16 protein-coding genes, 1 other RNA gene and 1 pseudogene are annotated in these 18,208 nt (G+C 63.7%); 9 read left to right on the top strand and 9 right to left on the bottom strand.

The window, feature by feature from the left end; all coding sequences use genetic code 11:
- The first annotated feature begins 54 nt into the window (after window positions 1-54).
- Window positions 55-431, top strand: a transfer-messenger RNA (tmRNA) gene (gene ssrA, locus G447_RS12145).
- 166 nt (window positions 432-597) lie between these two features.
- On the opposite strand, the gene G447_RS12315 is transcribed toward ssrA, so the two are convergent.
- The 4 genes from G447_RS12315 to G447_RS12320 all read right to left on the bottom strand — a co-directional run bounded on the left by G447_RS12315 (window position 598) and on the right by G447_RS12320 (window position 3,470).
- Complete coding sequence (locus G447_RS12315) at window positions 598-936, bottom strand: hypothetical protein (protein ID WP_131295744.1); 339 nt, start codon at window positions 934-936, stop codon at window positions 598-600.
- Between the two features lie 233 nt (window positions 937-1,169).
- A complete protein-coding gene (locus G447_RS12905) occupies window positions 1,170-1,934 on the bottom strand; it encodes a transposase (RefSeq protein ID WP_424141095.1) in 765 nt (254 codons plus the stop codon).
- 33 nt (window positions 1,935-1,967) lie between these two features.
- Complete coding sequence (locus tag G447_RS12920) at window positions 1,968-2,372, bottom strand: transposase family protein (RefSeq protein ID WP_481133059.1); 405 nt, start codon at window positions 2,370-2,372, stop codon at window positions 1,968-1,970.
- 801 nt (window positions 2,373-3,173) lie between these two features.
- On the bottom strand, window positions 3,174-3,470 hold the full coding sequence (locus tag G447_RS12320; protein WP_131295746.1) for a hypothetical protein: 297 nt from the start codon (window positions 3,468-3,470) through the stop codon (window positions 3,174-3,176).
- 538 nt (window positions 3,471-4,008) lie between these two features.
- Between G447_RS12320 and G447_RS0109980 the strand changes: the two genes are divergently transcribed.
- From G447_RS0109980 to G447_RS0110005, 7 genes and pseudogenes are all read left to right on the top strand, one after another.
- Complete coding sequence (locus G447_RS0109980) at window positions 4,009-5,838, top strand: HsdM family class I SAM-dependent methyltransferase (RefSeq protein ID WP_026430947.1); 1,830 nt, start codon at window positions 4,009-4,011, stop codon at window positions 5,836-5,838.
- On the top strand, window positions 5,835-6,872 hold the full coding sequence (locus tag G447_RS12325; RefSeq protein ID WP_131295748.1) for a hypothetical protein: 1,038 nt from the start codon (window positions 5,835-5,837) through the stop codon (window positions 6,870-6,872). Before G447_RS0109980 ends, G447_RS12325 begins: the two co-directional genes overlap by 4 nt.
- Before the next feature lie 262 nt (window positions 6,873-7,134).
- A pseudogene (locus tag G447_RS11555) lies at window positions 7,135-7,530 on the top strand (transposase); the annotation flags it as partial.
- 934 nt (window positions 7,531-8,464) lie between these two features.
- Window positions 8,465-9,454, top strand: a complete 990-nt coding sequence (locus G447_RS0109990) for an LAPAL motif-containing putative phage structural protein (protein WP_131295750.1) — start codon at window positions 8,465-8,467, stop codon at window positions 9,452-9,454.
- Window positions 9,455-9,914: 460 nt separating this feature from the next.
- A complete protein-coding gene (locus G447_RS0109995; RefSeq protein ID WP_005871027.1) occupies window positions 9,915-10,232 on the top strand; it encodes a heavy metal-binding domain-containing protein in 318 nt (105 codons plus the stop codon).
- 449 nt (window positions 10,233-10,681) lie between these two features.
- Entirely contained in the window at window positions 10,682-11,704 is a 1,023-nt protein-coding gene (locus G447_RS0110000; RefSeq protein ID WP_005871020.1) for a LacI family DNA-binding transcriptional regulator, read from the top strand.
- Window positions 11,705-12,064: 360 nt separating this feature from the next.
- Window positions 12,065-12,346, top strand: coding sequence for an HU family DNA-binding protein (locus tag G447_RS0110005; RefSeq protein WP_005871063.1), 282 nt, complete (start codon window positions 12,065-12,067; stop codon window positions 12,344-12,346).
- Between the two features lie 98 nt (window positions 12,347-12,444).
- Here G447_RS0110005 and G447_RS0110010 read toward each other — a convergent pair whose 3' ends face one another.
- From G447_RS0110010 to rph, 5 genes are all read right to left on the bottom strand, one after another.
- A complete protein-coding gene (locus G447_RS0110010; RefSeq protein WP_005871025.1) occupies window positions 12,445-14,190 on the bottom strand; it encodes a DEAD/DEAH box helicase in 1,746 nt (581 codons plus the stop codon).
- Window positions 14,187-14,513 (bottom strand): DUF3039 domain-containing protein, encoded by a 327-nt coding sequence (locus G447_RS0110015; protein WP_005871022.1) that lies wholly within the window; start codon window positions 14,511-14,513, stop codon window positions 14,187-14,189. Before G447_RS0110015 ends, G447_RS0110010 begins: the two co-directional genes overlap by 4 nt.
- 154 nt (window positions 14,514-14,667) lie before the next feature.
- Window positions 14,668-15,447 carry a glucosamine-6-phosphate deaminase gene (nagB, locus tag G447_RS0110020; RefSeq protein WP_026430950.1) on the bottom strand — a complete coding sequence of 260 codons (780 nt, stop codon included), beginning with the start codon at window positions 15,445-15,447 and terminating at the stop codon, window positions 14,668-14,670.
- Between the two features lie 217 nt (window positions 15,448-15,664).
- Window positions 15,665-16,282 carry an RdgB/HAM1 family non-canonical purine NTP pyrophosphatase gene (rdgB, locus tag G447_RS0110025; protein ID WP_026430951.1) on the bottom strand — a complete coding sequence of 206 codons (618 nt, stop codon included), beginning with the start codon at window positions 16,280-16,282 and terminating at the stop codon, window positions 15,665-15,667.
- Window positions 16,279-17,046 (bottom strand): ribonuclease PH, encoded by a 768-nt coding sequence (gene rph / locus G447_RS0110030; protein WP_026430952.1) that lies wholly within the window; start codon window positions 17,044-17,046, stop codon window positions 16,279-16,281. The genes rdgB and rph overlap by 4 nt, the downstream gene beginning before the upstream one ends.
- Window positions 17,047-17,082: 36 nt before the next feature.
- Between rph and nudC the strand changes: the two genes are divergently transcribed.
- Window positions 17,083-18,036: an NAD(+) diphosphatase gene (nudC, locus tag G447_RS0110035; RefSeq protein ID WP_026430953.1), complete on the top strand. Its 954-nt coding sequence runs from the start codon at window positions 17,083-17,085 to the stop codon at window positions 18,034-18,036.
- Window positions 18,037-18,208: the final 172 nt, after the last annotated feature.

Raw genomic sequence — 18,208 nt, forward strand, 5'->3', positions numbered from 1 at the left:
AATATGGGCTGGGTATCGTCGGCAACGGTGGTGCCCGGGAGTGAGAACTCAAAAGGGGATGATCGGTTTCGACAGTGGTAGTCGATCGAGGAGAAGCGAGCCGAGAACGCGCGCTCAACTCGTTAACGCTGCGTGCGAACCAATAGGTGCCGAACAGAACCGCACCGACTACGTTCTCGCCGCCTGATTTCGCCGCGTGAACCTTTAGTCCGTCAGCCCGGGTGGTGCTCCCAGCCCAGTGTCTGGCGTCGTTCAGGGAGCCACTGGGGGGCGCCCATGTTGGTGGGGCGCCTCCGACACTCAATCAACTGAGCCCATCCGGTAGCAGGTCTGCATGACGCCGGGGGCCGAGAAATAATCCGCAGACTGCGCTCGGAGAAGAACTCGGGGCCTGCCACTGGACGGGGGTTCGATTCCCCCCATCTCCACCTGAGGGGGAAGTGTCGAACTCTCGCTTTCGAGCGTAGATTCGCACTTCCCCCGCGCTGTCTCCACTGTGGAGCGTTGCTTCGCGGTTCTCGAACTCGATGGGCTGAGCGCTGTCATGGTAGTAGGACGCGATGATGATCTGGTTGCACCCGATGTGGTGGACCTTGTTCATGAAGTGTTCGAACAGCTGGTCGCGCGAGTCTCCGCCGTGTCGATGGTTGCCTCAGCAAAGCGCTTGCAGAATGCGCCGGTGCTCGCTTCGTCCTCAAGCAGCGTGGTCTTCACGTGTTCGGCCTGGATAGCGGTATCAAGCTCACGCTTTTGCTCCTCCAACGCATGCATGGCCTCAGCGGGGGTCTCATTGAAGTTGCCTTGCGAAATTGCCTTGACGAGGTTTGCGAGCTTCTTTTCCACGTCTGTGCGTCGGGCTTCCAGTGCCTTGCGAATCTCGTCCCCGCGCCCATCGGTCCGCTGGTAGGGGCATCCCGTTTTCGATGACGTGCTCACCGAAGGCATACTCGCCGATGCAGGCACGGTTCTTGAAGAGTTTGTTGAGGTTCTTGGGCGTGAACCCGTAGCCGCGCGTCGTACGGATTCCCGGAGGCATTGCGCCGGTCGGCGATTTTCTGCATCAAGACGCCGTGGGTGTAGTCGTCAAAGATCTGGGTGACGATCGCAGCCGTCTCGGGGTCCGGAACGTGGTGCTTCTCGCTGTTCACAGTGAAGCCGAAGAGCTTGTGTCAGTTGTTCAGTGCTCGCTCAGCGTTGTAGCGCTGGCTTCGCCTGATGTTGGCCGAGAGCTGGAGGGAATAATCGCTCTTCATAGTTTGGGGTGTAGTTGGGGTCTGAATCCGCCGGTTTCGAGTAGTGCTCGGGTGACGTAGTGGGTGAGGTTGCGCAATCCGAGGGCGGAGCCGCGTAGGTGTTCGAGGCGGCCGTTTGATGGCTTCGGTGGGGCCGTTGGAGGTGTGGGGGGGGGACGAAGTAGGCCAGGATGTCGCGGGCTCCGCGTTTGAGCGTTCTTCCCAGCCTGATGATCTCGGTGAGGGGGTGGGGACACGGCTGGAGGTGAGGGTGGTGATTTCGGTTTGCATGAGAGCCTTGCCGGCGCGCCTGTCGGACTGGCTGTAGGCGTCGATGATGTTCTGGTAGACGCTCCAAGTGACTTCGACTGCGACGTGCTCATCACTGGCGAACAGATCAAGAACCTGGTGCTGCTGGCGAGGGGTGAGCAGGCTCGATCTGGTGTGCAGGACACGCCGCGCCTTGTACAGGGGATCAGTGACGCGGCCGCGCTCTTGAATCCGGTGAATCCGTCCATCGCGACGATCTCGATTCCTTCGCGCCAGGCTTGGGGGCGGGTGGCGAGCCAGGTCCTTGAAGACCTGCTCGGAATCGGTCCGGGACCATGTCCAGCAGACGCGAGGGACCACTGCGGTCTTGGGCGGGCGTGAAGTCCAAGATGACGGTGACGCACCTTGTCGTCGTGGGGAGTGCGCCGCCACGCGTGTTTATCAACGCCGATCACACGCACCCCCTCAAAACGCGACGCGTCGGCAATGAGCACGCGCAGGCCTTCGCTCAAGAGTGGTGTTGGCGGTATTCCATGGCACAGCCTGTGCATCGGCGATGCGCGCCACCGTCAGATGGTGGATGACCAAGCCCGCCAGCGCCCAGCGCACCGCCGCATGCGAGAGCTTGGCATGTGGATCGGCTGGTCTACCCGTGTCTTGACGCCACACATGCGAGCATGCCCGGCATCGGTAGCGGCGCACGCTCACATGCAAGATGGTGGGGCGCCACCCGTAGGGCTCGTGGGCCAAACGCCTGATCACCGTGTCGCGTGCGACGCCCTCACACCCGCACCGTCGGCACCACGGATCCTCATCCACGACCCGGTACGCCAACACGGTCCGATCCTCCCTCACACACTGGCACCACACTTCCAACCCGAGGCTGTCAAGGCGAGTGAACGCGCTCAGGTCAGGGCGATCAAAGATAGTATCAGACTGTTGAGGTCTTTCAGATGAGTGGCGTAGGAATCTCCATCATCGAAAGGCCTCGACCCTCACCAGGCCACGATACGCCGCCCCTCCGCACCACCTCTACACCCTCAAATGCGAAGAGCCCGTTTACCAGAAAAACGGCTTCCGTTAGAACGTCGTGCACACTACGAGATAATTAAGTGTGCATGGGTTTAGCCTCGCACACCAGCAAAAAAGGAACCCGTGCACACCATGCACACTAAAATTCGCATACTCTTCTAAACGTGTGTATAGGCGAATCTATATTTACTCCCTCGCGTGTAATAGTCAAAAGAGTGTACATGGTGTTCATCTGTGGCGTGTTCCCTGGTGAGCCAGTGGAAACCTGTGCACACTACCTGAGATTTGTAGTATGCACGAGACCCAACCGCAGTGCTCCAGGTCTCAAAAGTGGTGCATTATTGGTGGCATATGCGCCGTGTTCACCCTCTTTCCTGTCGAGCCCTACGCCGAGTGAGCGGTCTTCAGTGATCCGATGGATACCCCCGTCGCTCCGACGGGGCGCTGGATGGTGTTGTTTGCGCAGCGAGCTCGCCTAGCGGAGGAGCTCGCTCAGAACTCTCGTCCGTTCCGCAGGTGTGTTTGGTGTGAGCATATGGGGCGCAGCGCGACCCCGAGCTACGGCTTGGAGGTTGGGGTGTTCCTGTGTGCCATTACTGAGACTTGGCTGCCTGCCCCAGCCTCCACCTGCTCGGAGGTTCATAATGAGTGTTCAAACTTGCTGTATGGATCGAGTGCCTCGCTTGCTACAACGCAGGTGATCTCGTTGACCGCCGGGTCTACGCTTATGTTGTGAATGATATCGCACCAAAAGATCTGCATGATCGCCCCACCTCTCATGAAGGGCTGTGGTGCTTTGACCTTAAGGGGTTCCTCAGGGGAGTTGTCGCGATGTCTCCATCCGACGTAGCCCTCTGGATCGAGCTCTTCACTGAGGTGAGAGAATCGCTTTCGCTTTGGGAACATCTTCTCGCGCGGGCTGGGAATGGTGTCCATGTTGAAGGTGCTGATGGATTGCCTGACTTCTTCTCCTCCAAGGATCGGTGCCGAGGTTGTTGGCCTTCATTCCGTGATAATCTTGCTGAAGAAGTCGAGCCCCTCAGCAGGGCTGGCCTGACGAGGCAATTAGATACTTCGATGAGACCTCCTACGAGCATGATGCGAGATTTGACTACGAGGTGTTCGAGGCTTCAGGCGGTGAGGTGTTTATCTTCGTCTATTTGTGAAGATATCCAACCCAGCGGGATGGGTTGATGGTCCCGACTAGTCCCGACGGTCTTCGTCTTCGCTGACCTCTTGCCCCTCAACCTGACCCCGGTCACCCATGTGGTGATCGGGGTCTTCTTTATCCTATGCCTCACACGCTCGTGCGTGTCCGCTATCGTCTATCAGTACAATTTGGTACACTTGAGACAGCGGACACCGATTATGGAACACTGAGCAGGCTCCGCAGAGCCCACCTCGCCCCCTACCTCGTCCAGTGTCCGAGATGGATTGATGACGGACACTGTTTGAGTGGAGAAAGGAACCTGCGATGGGCGCATACCCCACCACGGAAGATGAGGTGCGTGAGTACGCTGGAAGTGTGCTTGGTTTCAGTAGTATTGACACCTCTATTGTGAAGGCGGGAGTCGGGCAGGTCACCACACTGAAACAGCTCGGTTTCACTGGCGAAGGAGCCTCCCTCAAGCCCGATGGGTGGTATCTGCCCCATGACCGAGGACTTCCTGCAATTGTGCTGGAAACCAAGGCTCGCGGCATTATGCCCATCGATTCTCCCGCACTGAAGGCTCAGGTTGAACGCTATAGCGATGTTATTCGTGCTCGATACGACCTTGTGGTCGGCATCGTGTATGACGGCGAGCAAGTCCGGGCATATCTCAACGGTCAGTCTCTCGATGTGTCTGATGAACTGCAGCCCGCTCAGTACTATATTGATCGACTCATGGATCAGCCCATCGACAAAGAGCGTATCTACGAGCTTACCATGCGAATCAACAACTCCTTGCATGGCGACTTCGGTATCAAGAACCTCTATCATCGCATGATCTTCACGGCGTGTGCCCTCGTGGCTCGTCGATATGACGCTATCCTCGTTCGAGGAATGGACTACGCTGATTTCCATAATGGAATTTTGAGCGCTCTGAACAAGGCCATTCGCTTCGACAAGGAGCAAAACTCCAAGCTTCAGCTCCTTGCAGACGTGTACTCCGAGATCAAAATGAACGTCTCGACTGATGATGATGACCCACGTGCTGTACAGCGCCTGACGAACCTCATCGGTGACTTCATTGATTGGATCACCGAGATCTCCGGCCTCATCAACTCGTCTGCGTGGGATGGAGAAGATGTCATGGCGATCTTCTTCAACGAGTTCAATCGCTATAAGAAGAAGAGTGAGTCCGGCCAAGTCTTCACCCCTGATCACGTCACAGGCTTCATGTACCGCCTTCTAGAGGTGAGCAAGAACGATTATGTTCTCGATGCCTGTGCGGGCTCCGGATCGTTCTTGGTGAAATCCATGAGTAACATGATCCGTGAGGCAGGTGGCGTTGGCACACGCAAGGCCAGGCAGATCAAGCGTGAGCAGCTCTACGGCATTGAGTTTGACCGCGAGATCTATGCGCTTGCCTGTGCAAACATGCTCATTCACAAAGACGGGAAGACCAACCTCGCTCACATGGACGCTCGCACCGAAACGGCGAGCGAATGGATGCAGGAGACGGGGGCGACGAAGGTGCTCATGAATCCGCCCTATGAGAACAAGTTCGGGTGCATGAAGATCGTAGAAAACGTCCTCAACAGTGTTAATAGTGATGTCTTGTGTGGCTTCGTCCTGCCGGACAAGAAGCTAGAAAAGACCCCTAAACGTCAGATGGCTCGTATCTTGCGTCATCATCGGCTTATCACAGTCGTGAAGATGCCTGAGAACCTGTTTTTCGGCATTGGAATCACGACCTCAATATTCATTTTCCGGGCTGGCGTGCCCCAGGATAACAAAGAGTTTTTCGCCGTCAATATTGCAGAAGACGGTCTCGTCACTGTGAAAAACAAGGGGCGACATGATGTGCACAACAGGTGGCCCGAGCTTGAGGACTATTGGGTAGATGCTATCTCTAAGCATGATGATAGTCGCTTTGGGACGGGTCAATGGCACAGTACCGACGAGTGTATGAGCTGGCAAGTTCCGGTCAAGCAGTTTGAAATCACGGAGGGGGATTTTGCTCGGACGGCCATGGAATATTTAATGTTCCAACGCGGTGTCGACGCTGCTGCGACTCGCGAACGCCTCGGAGTTATTACCGCATATATCGCTGATATTACGGAGGATGATGCTGTATTCAGGATGGAGATTAAGAAATGACTTCCATTGATTCGTCGTCCTGGAGCGAGTTCGTGGTCAGTGAGCTCTTCACGCGCATTGAGCGTGGTAAGGGCAGTGGTGTAGGCAGCTTTATGGACGGGGATGTTCCCTACATTGCAGCGAGTTTTGCAAACAATGGGTATGTCAGGAGCATTGAAGACGCTGACGGCTCCCTCACAAGCGACGGTAACTGTATTGCAATGATTGTAAATGGTAACGGTGGGATTGGCCGCAATACATACCAGGCTACGCCGTTCGTTGGAAGTAGTGATTTACAACTGGGCTACCACAATCGTCTCAACGTGTATACCGGTCTCTTCCTTGTTGCGTGCTTGAACAAGAGCATTGAGCGATACGGGTATAACTTCCAGTGGAAACGTACTGGCGAAGCATTTGCGCAAGAAACGGTTTTTCTTCCTTCCACATCTGATGGAAATCCTGACTGGGACTATATGCAGTCTGAAATGGAACAGCAGATTGCCAAAGAAAGGGGCAGGTTGGTATCACTTCTTGCGATTAGTTCAACTCCGCCATGTCGCATCAATTCTTCAACCTGGAGAGAGTTTGGCCTTCAAGAACTTGGATTTAAAAATTTCCATGGCGAACGGCTTAATAAGAGTTGTCGAATTGATGGAGAGATTCCGTTCATAACCGCGGGAAAAGTTAATCGTGGAGTTGCTCAATACATCGATACGGATCGCACACTCTATCACAATGCAATCACCGTGGATATGTTTGGTAACTGCTTTTTTCAGAGTGGATACTGCACGGGTGATGACAATGTGTATTTTTTTGTCAATGATCAACTCTCGGATGAACACAAGCTTTTTATTTCATGTGTTATCAATGTTGTAACTAGTCGCCTTTATGTCTACAAAGAGCAGTTTCGGCAACCTGATGCTAACGCGCTCACGGTTAGGCTCCCAGTCGATTCCGACGGTTCTCCTGCGTGGGAATATATGGCCTCCTACGTAAGTCAACTACTTTACAGTTCCGATAAGTCCCTGACATATCTAGAAGCGATACTGAGGTGACCTCCAATGAAAATCGGATACGCGAGAGTTTCAACCGCCCGTCAGAGATAGTTACTTGACACCTAGCGTGGAGTCAAATCCAGTGGAGTGGTGTAATCGTTTTGTGTTTTTTTAAGTAAGGCTGAACCACCAGCCGCAGAACGAGCCCCAGCACGAACTCACTACCACCTAATCCGACTGGACCTCCTGCCTCTAACCCGCACACACAGAAAAATGACAGGCTCTCCTGGTGGCGGTGCCAACGCCTACTACGTCGCCAACCCTCATGTTCGTGACCCCCAAAGCCCTGTGGTCCGCAGTCAAAGCGATGCTCCACTTGGTGTACGACCAGCCCAACGCCACCTCCGTGAATGCCCAGTTCGACCAGTTCTTGGACTACGTCGGTGGCAAACTTCCCACCGTGTTCAAACACCTCGACCAGGCCAGGGCCGACCTCTTAGTGTTCACATCATTGTCCACCGGGGTGTGGACCCAGATTTGGTCCAACAACCCCAACGAGCACCTCAACCGCGAAATCCGGCGCCGCACTGATTCCGTGGGCGTTGTCCTCAACCGGTAAGCTGTCATTCGCCTCGTCCGAGCCGTCCTGGCCGAATTAACCGACGAATGGCCCCAAGGCCGCCGCTACCTTGGCCCGGGCTTCCTCATGAATTCCTGACTCTCATCACAACCCATCCCCCAGGAGAACACCACACTCACACTCACTGCATAACCCCGCCCGAAGGACACAAAACGATTACTCCACTCCACTGGACGTAGTCACTTAAGCAGCTAATACCACACCAGTAGTAGGCGGCCATGTGCAGTGATGAGCTCAACACTTGCCCCTAGGTTCCGCTGACCCCCGGGATTCCCCTGGAATCCCGGGGTTTTCCCTTGTCTGGACTGGGTTCCCGGGTGGTACGGGGTGGGCGGCATGGTGTAGGTTACCGCACATTGTATGGTGTTAGTAGCGGCATGGGGGAGGCGGCGCTGCCAGTGGCATTAGATGCAGTGTCACAAACACGAGGAGGGGCAATGCCAACATACCGGGTCTTCGGAACGATCAGAAATGTCATCGGCGACCAATTCTAAGCGCGATACACCAGAGCCGACGGGCACCGCCACAGCGCCGGGCAGACCTTCGTGCGCCGCAGCAATCCGAGCGCCTGGCTGGCCAGGGCAGCAGCGGTCGGGGAAGGGTAGTGGCATCGACGAGGACTTGGTGTATTCCGCTTGCGCGGGCGGATGGCCACGAACCGAGAGGCGGACCAGGGCATTCGGGTGAACTATTACCAGGCGCCCCGTTCGCGGTATGGCGGTATGGTGTCCGCAAGGCAAACGGGCAGCTTCTCGCGGGAGACGACGACCCGGCGGTCAAGTCCTTCGTCGCCCCAGACATTGTAGGCCGTTGCTGGCCGATGCAGGGTCCCGTTGGCCTCGCTGGCTTTCGGCCACCCGCTCTGGATCGTTGAAACGCTGTAAACACGTCTGGGGCACCTGCGGTGTGATCGCGCGATCCATGGTGGAAGCACGGGCCAGGAGTCCCAGGACTGAAAATAGAGTCGGGAAAGGGCTGTTACATGGGTCGGTCACTGTGTACAGTGGCTTGCATGACACCCAAACAGCGGCGTGAACCATTTCCAGATGAGGAACCCCTGTGGGAGACTCCAGGCATGATACGGAGGTACTACAGGGAACAAGGTGCCTTTACGTTCCACGGTGAGGGAGTTGATGACGGCACCATCGCGATGGGCGAATATGGGCGAGCGATCATCGGCTACTCCGTCATGGTTGGGGAGGCTGTGCGAGTCCTCGATCCGCATGCGGATATCCCCGACGTGCGCGTCGTTTACCAGGACCGCGGTTCGTTCACCACTGGTGTGTCTGTGGGCGTGCGGCTCACGCTCCCCCAGGTTGCCTTCTCATGGCTCGCGGGAGACGTGGGACTAGCCGTGGAGCGCGCCGTCAACATCACAGGTGGGGCATTAGCGGCCGTGTCGATCGTGGTCGCCGGGGCTGTGGGCCTTGGCAAATACTTGCGCGGGCGCCGTATCGTCGAACGCGAGGAGGTGTCGCCCACCCACGAGGACTTGACCCTCGACGACGGAGAGGTTGTCAACCGACCTACCCAGGTCATCAACCTCACTGTGAACAATAACTTCCGCAACGGCGTCCGGGACTTCATTCAGCCCACCTTCACCCGGGGGGTTGACAATGTCAACATCATTGCCGGGGGCCGTGATCTGGTCTCCCTCGACTGCGGCGATCGCCAATGGTTCGCTAGGCTTGACAAGGATACGGATCAGACTTGGACGGAAGAGATGCGCCTGCGCCTCCTGTCCGTCTCCTTCGATGGCAAGCGATGGCGGTTCGAGGCCATCCCCGACACGGGCCCCACCTACACGTTCGCTGCCCCGATGCTTGATGACGAGTTCGCTGATCGAATCGCTCTCAATGCAGTGCGATTCGAGGATGGGGACGAGATCGATGCGATCGTCCAGGTCACTATTTTCCGCGAGCGTCGTGTGCGCCGTGCTTACGAGGTCTTGAAAGTGAATGGCATCCACCATCGTCCGCGTATGGACCCGTTGTTCGACTAATGGGTAGGACATGGGCGTCGCGGAAGACCTTTCCCAAAGAGCAACCGGGGGACGGCCTTCTCCGGCGCTGGTCCACGAACAACGCAGTTCCATGCGCGTTCGTACGGTTGCGCATCTCGACCTGACCCCGGTGAGAACCGGGGGACCAGGGTTCTGCGAACGTGCTCCTCCGTTTTAGGCGTGTGGGTGGGTTTGGATCCTCCGGCTCACAGGCGGCAGCGCCCCGGCCCGGGCGGAGCGGCATCGGCGAGCAGGCGGCTGAAGCGCGGGGCGGTGGGGAAGGGGCGGAGAATGGGGGCTGAGGCGTTCGTGAATACTCCCCGTCCACTTGGACGGTCCGGGCCGAAGTGCGGAGGGCGAGGACTGTGGCGTTCATGTTCCCGCTCGGTTTCCCTTCCCCCGCACTGCGCCGCTCGCTACTCTTGGATCTGCCGCACATGAATCGAAGAAAGGAACGCGTATGTTGGTCATCACGACCCCCACCTTGGAGGGGCACCCGATCCAGCAGTACCTCGGAATGGTCTCGGGCGAGACGATCGCGGGCGTGAACATGTTCAAGGACATCGGTGCGAGCCTGTCCAACATGTTCGGCGGCCGGGCGAGCTCGTATGAGAATGAGCTGCAGGAGGCGGCGCGCACGGCGGTCGGCGAGATGTGCGGGCGCGCTGAGCAGATGGGCGCCAACGCCGTTGTCGGCGTCCACGTCGACTACTTCACGGCCGGCGCGGACAACGGGATGCTCGCCGCCATCGCGACGGGCACGGCCGTCATCGTCTGAATCCGTGCGCGATTCCCAGGGAACTCCGAGGGGATTCCATTCCTCCGCCAAGCTCCGCCCCCTACGCTGGAGGCACGACGAAGGAAGCGGGGGCCACGCCCCGCGAGTGATTCACGAGGAGTTGTTTGAGAGCTAGCGCATTGTGTTGATGGGATGCTGCGGGGGCCGACCGATGGGTTGGCCCCCGCAGCGCATCCGGGGTTCAGGCGAACTGTTCGAAGCCCTCGCTCCACGCGGCGCACTGGCCTGGGCCGCGTCGTCGTCGGTGGAGGCGGAGCCCTGGACGAGGGGCAGCCGCACGCCGATGCGCTTGCCGATCCCCGCGGACTGGAAGATGGAGGCGATGCCGCGCGGGCAGGGCGCTTCGGGGCGCGGATCCGGCGGGGCGCGGGGCGGGAGCGGGGCCGCGGGGCTATGGTGGGTGGGGAACCAATGGAGGGAGGTCGGGAATGGGAACTGCGCGCGGCGGCCGACAGCCCGCGATGATGGACGTTGCCAGGTTGGCGGGCGTGTCGCATCAGACGGTCTCGCGGGTGGTCAATGACACGGGCCACGTCGCCGAGGAGACGCGGTCGCGGGTGCTGGCCGCTATCGAGCAACTCGGGTACCGGCGCAACTCAGTGGCGCGCGCACTGGTCACCTGCCGCAGTTCCATTGTCGGCATCATCACGACGGCCTCCGCGCACTACGGTCCCGCGTCGCTCCTGGTGTCCCTGGAGACCGCTGCGCGGGAGGCGGGATTCTTCACGGGCGTGACCGCTCTGTCCGACTACTCGGCCGTGTCCCTGGCGGGCGCTATCGACCACTTCCTGGGGCTGGCGGCGGAGGCGGTCGTGGTCGTCGCCCCTATGGCCGGTCTGGCGGAGGCCGTGGGCGCCATGAGCGCTCCCGTCCCGGTTGTCGCGATCAGCGCCGTCCAATGCGCCTCCCCCCGGCTGCGCTTCGTGCGCGCCGACCAGGTGGGCGGCGCACGCCTAGCGGTACGGTATCTGGCCGAGCGGGGGCACCACGACATCGTCCACATCTCGGGGCCGGGGGACTGGTACGAGGCGAAGGCCCGCGAAGCGGGGTGGCGCGCGGAGATGGAGGCGCGCCGACTGGCGCAGCGCGAGCCCCTGGAGTCCTCCTGGGAGTGCGCGGGCGGTTACGAGGCCGGCAGGCGCCTGGCCGCGCAGGGGCTGCCTGATGCTGTGTTCGCCGCGAACGACGCGATTGCACTGGGCCTGTTGCGGGCGTTGGACGAGGCGGGGGCGCGGGTGCCGGACGACGTCTCGGTGGTGGGTTTCGACGACGAGCCGGCCGCGGCCTTCTACGGGCCGGGGCTGACCACGGTGCGCCAGGACTTCGAGGAACTGGGCCGTTGCGCGGTGCGGGCGGTATGTGGTGCGATCGCGGGGGAGGCGGCTCCCGGTGCGGTCGTGGTGCCGACTCGTCTGGTGGAGCGGGGGAGTGTGGCGGACCGCCGGGGCTAGGCGCATGAGGGTGTGACGTTGTTCGCGGGGCCAGGGGGACGCGGGGCAGTGGGCAGGTCCCGGCCCGCAGCGCGCGAGGGCGGACACATCCCCGGTCGGTCGCTGCGGGGACCGCACCTCCTGGGTTACCGGCCAATATCCCAGTGGTGCCCTGTTTCGGTGTGTCCCGCACCAACAGAATCCGCCCGATTCAGTGTCCTGTGCCTCAAAATCGGGCGATTTTTCTCATAAATTGCCGGGAATCGGGGTGATTTCCGCGAAATACCGCCGTATAGACGACAAATCCCGCGCAGATTTCGTAGTGTTTTCCTCGTGACCACGAAAGTGGTAACCAAGAACGAAAAGGAATGAGGTTCCTCCATGTCCGTCAACCGTACCGAGCTCGTTGCTCAGATTGCCGAACGCGCCAACCTGACCAAGGTCCAGGCCGACGCCGCACTGGGCGCTTTCCAGGACGTTCTCGTCGAGTCCCTGTCCAAGGGTGAGCCCGTCAAGGTCACCGGTCTGCTGTCGGTCGAGCGCGTCGAGCGCGCCGCGCGCACCGGCCGCAACCCCCGCACCGGCGAGGAGATCAAGATCCCCGCGGGCTTCGGTGTGAAGCTCTCCGCCGGCTCCACCCTGAAGAAGGCCGTCGCCAAGTGAGCTGCCGCTGATACGGCTGGAACGGGGTGGGGCGGGTGCCCCACCCCGTTCCAGCACCGTCGGGGCGGGCGGCCGGTCCGGCCGTGCCGGACCAGGGGTCACCGCCGCCCGACGAACCACTCGCGCAGCAGCGCGATGCGGGCTTCGATCTGCTCGGTGCTCGCCTGCGCCACCTCGGGGCCGCCGCAGCGCTGGCGGAGCTGTGAGTGGATGACGGCATGGGTGTCGCCGGAGCGGCGCGCCCATGTGGAGACCAGGTGCTGGAGCTCTTTGCGTTTGGCGGCGCGCCGCTTGTGGGCGGGCACCCCGGCGTTGTCGGCGCGCTGGCGCGCTGCGTCGCGGCTCCTCTTCTGGGAGGCGATCTGGTCGGCCTGGCGCGCGCGCAGCAGCGTGGCCACCTGGTCGGCGTCGAGCAGGCCGGGGATCCCCAGGTACTCCTGCTCCTCCTCGGAGCCGACCTCCGCGCCCGCGCCCCAGGCGGAGCCGTCGAAGAGGACACTGTCGAACTCCGCGTCCGCACCGAGGACCTCGAACTGGCCGAGCAGGTCCGAGGACGCCTTCTCCGCCTGGTTCGCCTTGGCGACCAGGGCCTCCTCCGGGCTCCACATGTCGTCCTCTGAGGGGCCGGAGCGCTCGGGGCGGTCCAGCGCATGGTCCCTCTCGACCTCCATGCCGCCGGCGAGCTCCAGGAGGGGGACCACGGAGGGGATGAACACTGTGGCGGTTTCACCTCTCCTACGGGCGCGCACGAAACGGCCGATGGCCTGCGCGAAGAACAGCGGGGTCGAGGCGTTGGTCGCGTAAACGCCGACGGCCAGCCGGGGCACGTCGACCCCCTCGGAGACCATGCGCACAGCGACCATCCACTTGTCCGTGGAGTCGGAGAAGGCGGAGATGCGGTCCGAGGCGTCCGCGTCATCGGACAGGACCAGGGTGGGGGCCCTGCCCGTGACGAGCCTCAGGTGGCGCGCGTAAGCGCGCGCCTGGTCCTGGTTCGAGGCGATGACGAGGCCACCGGCGTCCGGGACGGCGCGGCGCACCTCGTCTAAGCGCTGATCGGCGGCGCGCAGGACCGCCGGGATCCACTCGCCCTTGGGGTCCAGGGCGGTGCGCCACGCCTGCTTCATCATGTCCTTGGTCAGGGGCTCGCCCAGGCGGGCGCTCACCTCGTCGCCCGCGTTGGTGCGCCACGCCATCTGCCCGGAGTAGGACATGAAGAGGACCGGGCGCACGACCCCGTCGCGCAGGGCGTCCCCGTACCCGTAGGTGTAGTCGGCCCGGGAGCGGCGGATCCCCTCGGCGTCCTCGGCGTAGGTGACGAAGGGGATGGGGGAGGTGTCTGAGCGGAAGGGCGTGCCGGTCAGGGCGAGGCGGCGCGTGGCGTCCGTGAAAGCCTCGCGCACGCCGTCTCCCCACGACAGGGCGTCGCCGGCGTGGTGGATCTCGTCGAGGACCACGAGCGTGCGGTGGGCGCGCGTGCGGGCAGCGTGGACGGCCGGGTTCGAGCCGACCTGGGCGTAGGTGACGGCGACGCCGTCGAAGTGCGAGCCCGCCACTCCCTGCGAGTTCGTGAAATCGGGGTCGATGTGGATGCCGAAGCGCGCCGCGTTGTCCGCCCACTGGCCTTTGAGGTGCTCGGTGGGGCACACGACGGTGAGTTTGTCGACGACCCCCTGGGCGATGAGCTCGGTGGCCAGTGTGAGGGCGAAGGTGGTCTTGCCGGCGCCGGGGGTGGCCACGGCCAGGAAGTCGCGCGGGGAGCGGCTCGTGTAGGCCTCGAGGGCGCGCGACTGCCAGGCCCGCAGCCGACCGTTCGGCGCGCGCCGTGTCAGTGCCGGGCTCACTCGCCGGACCCTGGCTTCCCGCCGTCGGAGAAGGGCCAGTTGCGCCCGCTCTTGCCCATCGAGTCGCGCAACTCCTTGCATGTGGGGCACACGGGGTACTTCGAGGCGTCACGAGTGGGGATCCACACCTTGCCGCACAGGGCGACGACGGGCTGGCCCGTGACCATCGAGGAGTTCGCTTTGTCGCGCCGGACGAAATGGGCGAAGCGGTCGCCATCGCCGGGGGACTTCTCCTGCTCGACCTCGGTGCGTTCGAGCAGGCCGGTCGAGGACTGGGTGGAGGGCCCGCCCGGCCCAGTGGGTTCGTCAAGAGCGTCGCGCATGGGCCCATTGTAGGACCCGTCCCCGCGCCCCGTCAGGTCGCGCGGGGACGGCGCGCCAGTGGGATCGGCGACCCCTCGTGCCTGCTAGCCGTGCATGCGCCCGGCGCGCACGTGGGACCGGCCGTCGGCGCGCCGTCCGCCACTGCCGCCGCGGTCAGCGCCCGGCGCGCTCCTTGTCCCAGACCTCCTTGTAGAAGTCGGCGAGCTCGAGCTTCGAGGCGGCGGCCTCGTCGAGCAGGACGGTGACGTCGGGGTGGTGCTGCAGGATGGAGGCGGGCCAGCGCTGGGTGACGCCCCCTTCGATCATGGCCTTGACCGCGTCGGCCTTGCCTTCGCCGGTGGCGATGAAGACGTGGGCGCGCGAGTCCATGATGGTCCCCAGGCCCTGGGTGACGCAGTGGGTGGGAACCGCGTCGATGTCGCCGTCGAAGAAACGGGCGTTGTCGCGGCGCGTCTGCTCGGTGAGGACGCCGACGTGCGTCCTCGACACCAGGGAGCCCCCGGGCTCGTTGAAGCCGATGTGCCCGTCGGAGCCGATGCCGAGGACCTGGATGTCGATGCCGCCGTCTGCCTTGATCGCCTCGTCGTAGGCGCGCGCACCGGCTTCGAGGTCGTCGCACCAGCCGTCGGGGCCGTGCGCCGCGCCCTCGGGCATATCGACGAGGCCGACCAGGTTGCGGCGGATGAAGTTCGCGTAGCCCTCGTAGTGGTCGCGGGGCAGGCCCACGTACTCGTCGAGGTTGTAGGAGCGGACGCGCTTGAAGGAGATCTCACCGGCCTGGTGGCGGCGGACGAGCTCGGCGTAGAGCTTGAGGGGAGAGGACCCGGTGGCCAGGCCGAGCACGAAATCCGGTTTTGCCCGGTAGACCTCGACGATGCGGTCTGCGGCCTGCGAGGCGATCTGGTCCTCGTCGTTGAAAATACCAATTCTCATGGGTTCACCTTCGGAATCTGCGCGTGGCGCGCGCGGTTGCGGTCAAGAAGACGTGACCTATCATACTCCTTTCGGCATTCAGTCATCAGACAATCCGGGGACCGGGGCGGGGCGACCGCCCCCGTGGCTCCCCCTGCGGCCCGGTGCCCTGAACACCGCCGGGCGCGACCGGCCTCCAGACGGTCAGCGGGGCACGACCGCTCCCGTGGCTCCGGCTTCAGGACCGCAGGTAGTCGATGATCGCGGGGGCCAGGGCGCGGAACGCCTGGCCGCGGTGGCTGATGGCGTTCTTCTGCTCCGCGCTCATCTGCGCCGTCGTCAGGGCGTGCCCGTCGGGCACGAAGACCGGGTCGTAGCCGAATCCGCCCCCGCCCCGCCGCTCGCGCAGAAGGCGCCCGCGGACCTGTCCCCGCTCCACGAACTCGCGCCCGTCCGGCAGCACGAGCACGGCGGCGGACACGAAGGCGGCCGAGCGCAGGGCGTCGGGGACATCGGCGAGCTGGGCGAGCAGCAGATCGAGGTTCGCGGCGTCGTCGCCGTGGCGGCCGCACCACCTGGCGGAGAAGATCCCGGGCGCGCCCCCCATGACGTCCACCGTGAGGCCGGAGTCGTCGGCGAGCGCCGCCAGTCCTGTGAACGCCGCCAAGTGCCTGGCCTTGATGAGCGCGTTCTCCTCGAAGGACGCGCCGTCCTCCACGGGCGCATCCGCGTCGAAGTCGCTCATCCGGGCGATCGTCCCGCTGTCGAACCCCTCCCACGCGGGCGCGAGTATGGCCTCCAACTCGCTGATCTTGTGGGCGTTGCCCGTCGCGAAGACGAGGCGCGGCGCGCTCACGGCGCCACCTCGACGCGCTCGCCGGGCGCGCCGGACAGCGCGGCGCGCTGGGCCCCGGCCAGGCGGGTGTTGCCCAGGGCCGCCAGGTCCAGCAGGGCGCCGAGCTCGGCGCGGGAGAAGGGGGCGTGCTCCGCGGTCCCCTGGACCTCGATGAAGCGCCCGTCACCACTCTGGACGACGTTCATGTCCGTGTGGGCGCGCACGTCCTCGGCGTAGGGCAGGTCGAGGACGGGCTCGCCGTCGACGATCCCCACGGAGATCGCGGACACGGAGTCCGTGAGGACCTTCGCGCCAGGGGAGACGGCGCCGTTCCGCTTCGCCCACGCGACCGCGTCGGCCAGGGCGATGTAAGCGCCGGTGACGGAGGCGGTGCGGGTCCCGCCGTCGGCGCGCAGCACGTCGCAGTCGAGGGTGATCGTGTTCTCGCCGAGGGCGCGCGTGTCGACGACGCCGCGCAGGCTGCGCCCGATGAGGCGGGAGATCTCCTGGGTCCGCCCGCCGACCTTGCCCTTGACGGACTCGCGGGGCGAGCGCTGGTCGGTGGCGCGCGGCAGCATCGCGTACTCGGCGGTGACCCAGCCCTCGCCGGAGTCGCGCTTCCACCGGGGCACCCCCGTGGTGAAGGAGGCGACGCACAGGACCCTCGTCGCGCCGAACTCGATGAGGACGCTGCCCTCGCCCGTTCCCGACCACCCGCGGGTGATGGAGACGGGGCGCAGCTGGTCGGGGGCGCGCCCATCGGCGCGCGTCGCTCGTGTGCTCATGGGCACCAGCCTAGCCCAGCGCGGTACGGTGGGGTCATGGCACTCGACCTCCCACTCGTTCGGGGTCGCGTCGACCCCTGCGTGGGCCTGCGCGACTCCCTCGCCCCGGACCGGATCCTCTCGGGCGCGCCACTGCCCGACGGTGTCGGCGCCGTCGCTGCCATCGGGGTCGCCCCGAGCGGCCACGTCATGGTCGATGGGGCGCAGGAGGGGGACTCCGGGCGGGTGCGCCTGGCGCGCATGGCCCCCGGCCGCGCATCGGCGCTCGTGCGCGGCGGCGCCCGGGCCTCGTTCATCGGAGCCGTGGGCGGCCGGGTGGTGGTCGCGATCGAGGTCGAACGCGGAGGGGACGGCGCGGGGGGCCGGTGGCGGCACCTGCGTTCCGTGGGCCACCTGATGGGCGGCGACGACGCGGCGCTGGCACTCAGTGGCGTCGCCCTGGCGGCGTGGCACCGCGACTACCGCTACTGCGGGCGGTGCGCGGGCGCGCTCGAGCCGCAGTGCGGCGGGTGGGCGGCGCGCTGCGAGGCTTGCGGGCGCCTGGAGTACCCGCGCCAGGACCCGGCGGTCATCGTGCGCGTCGACGACCACCGGGGGAGGACCCTGCTCGCCCACAACGCGGCGTGGGAGCCGGGCCGCGTCTCCGTGATCGCGGGTTTCGTCGAGGCCGGGGAGAGCCCCGACCGCGCGGTTGCCCGCGAGGTCGGCGAGGAGGTCGCCATCGGCATCGAGGATCCCCGTTACGTGGGCACGCAGCCGTGGCCCTTCCCCCGTTCCCAGATGATGGGCTACGTCGCGCGCACCCGCGAGGAGGCGCCCGCGCCCGCGCCCGACGGCGCCGAGATCGAGTGGGCGGGCTTCTACAGCCGGCAGGAGCTGGCCGACGCGATGGGGTTGGGGCGCCTGCTGGTGCCGCGCGGGTCGTCGATCGCCTACGCGATGCTCCGCCAGTGGTACGGAGGGGAGCTCCCACTCCCGGCGCGCGCCTGAGGGGCGCGGGCGCACCGGCCCTGGCCGCGGTGGCTGGTGGACGTCGCCCCGTTTCCGGCGCGCCTGAGGGGCGCAGGCGGAACCGGCCCTGGCCGCGGCCGCCGCTCCCGCTCCTCGCCCTCCTGGCGGGGTGGGCAGCACGCACATGCGCGGCGGAGATGGGATGATTCGG

Source organism: Schaalia georgiae DSM 6843 (assembly GCF_000429245.1).
In the GTDB taxonomy this organism is placed as follows: domain Bacteria; phylum Actinomycetota; class Actinomycetes; order Actinomycetales; family Actinomycetaceae; genus Pauljensenia; species Pauljensenia georgiae.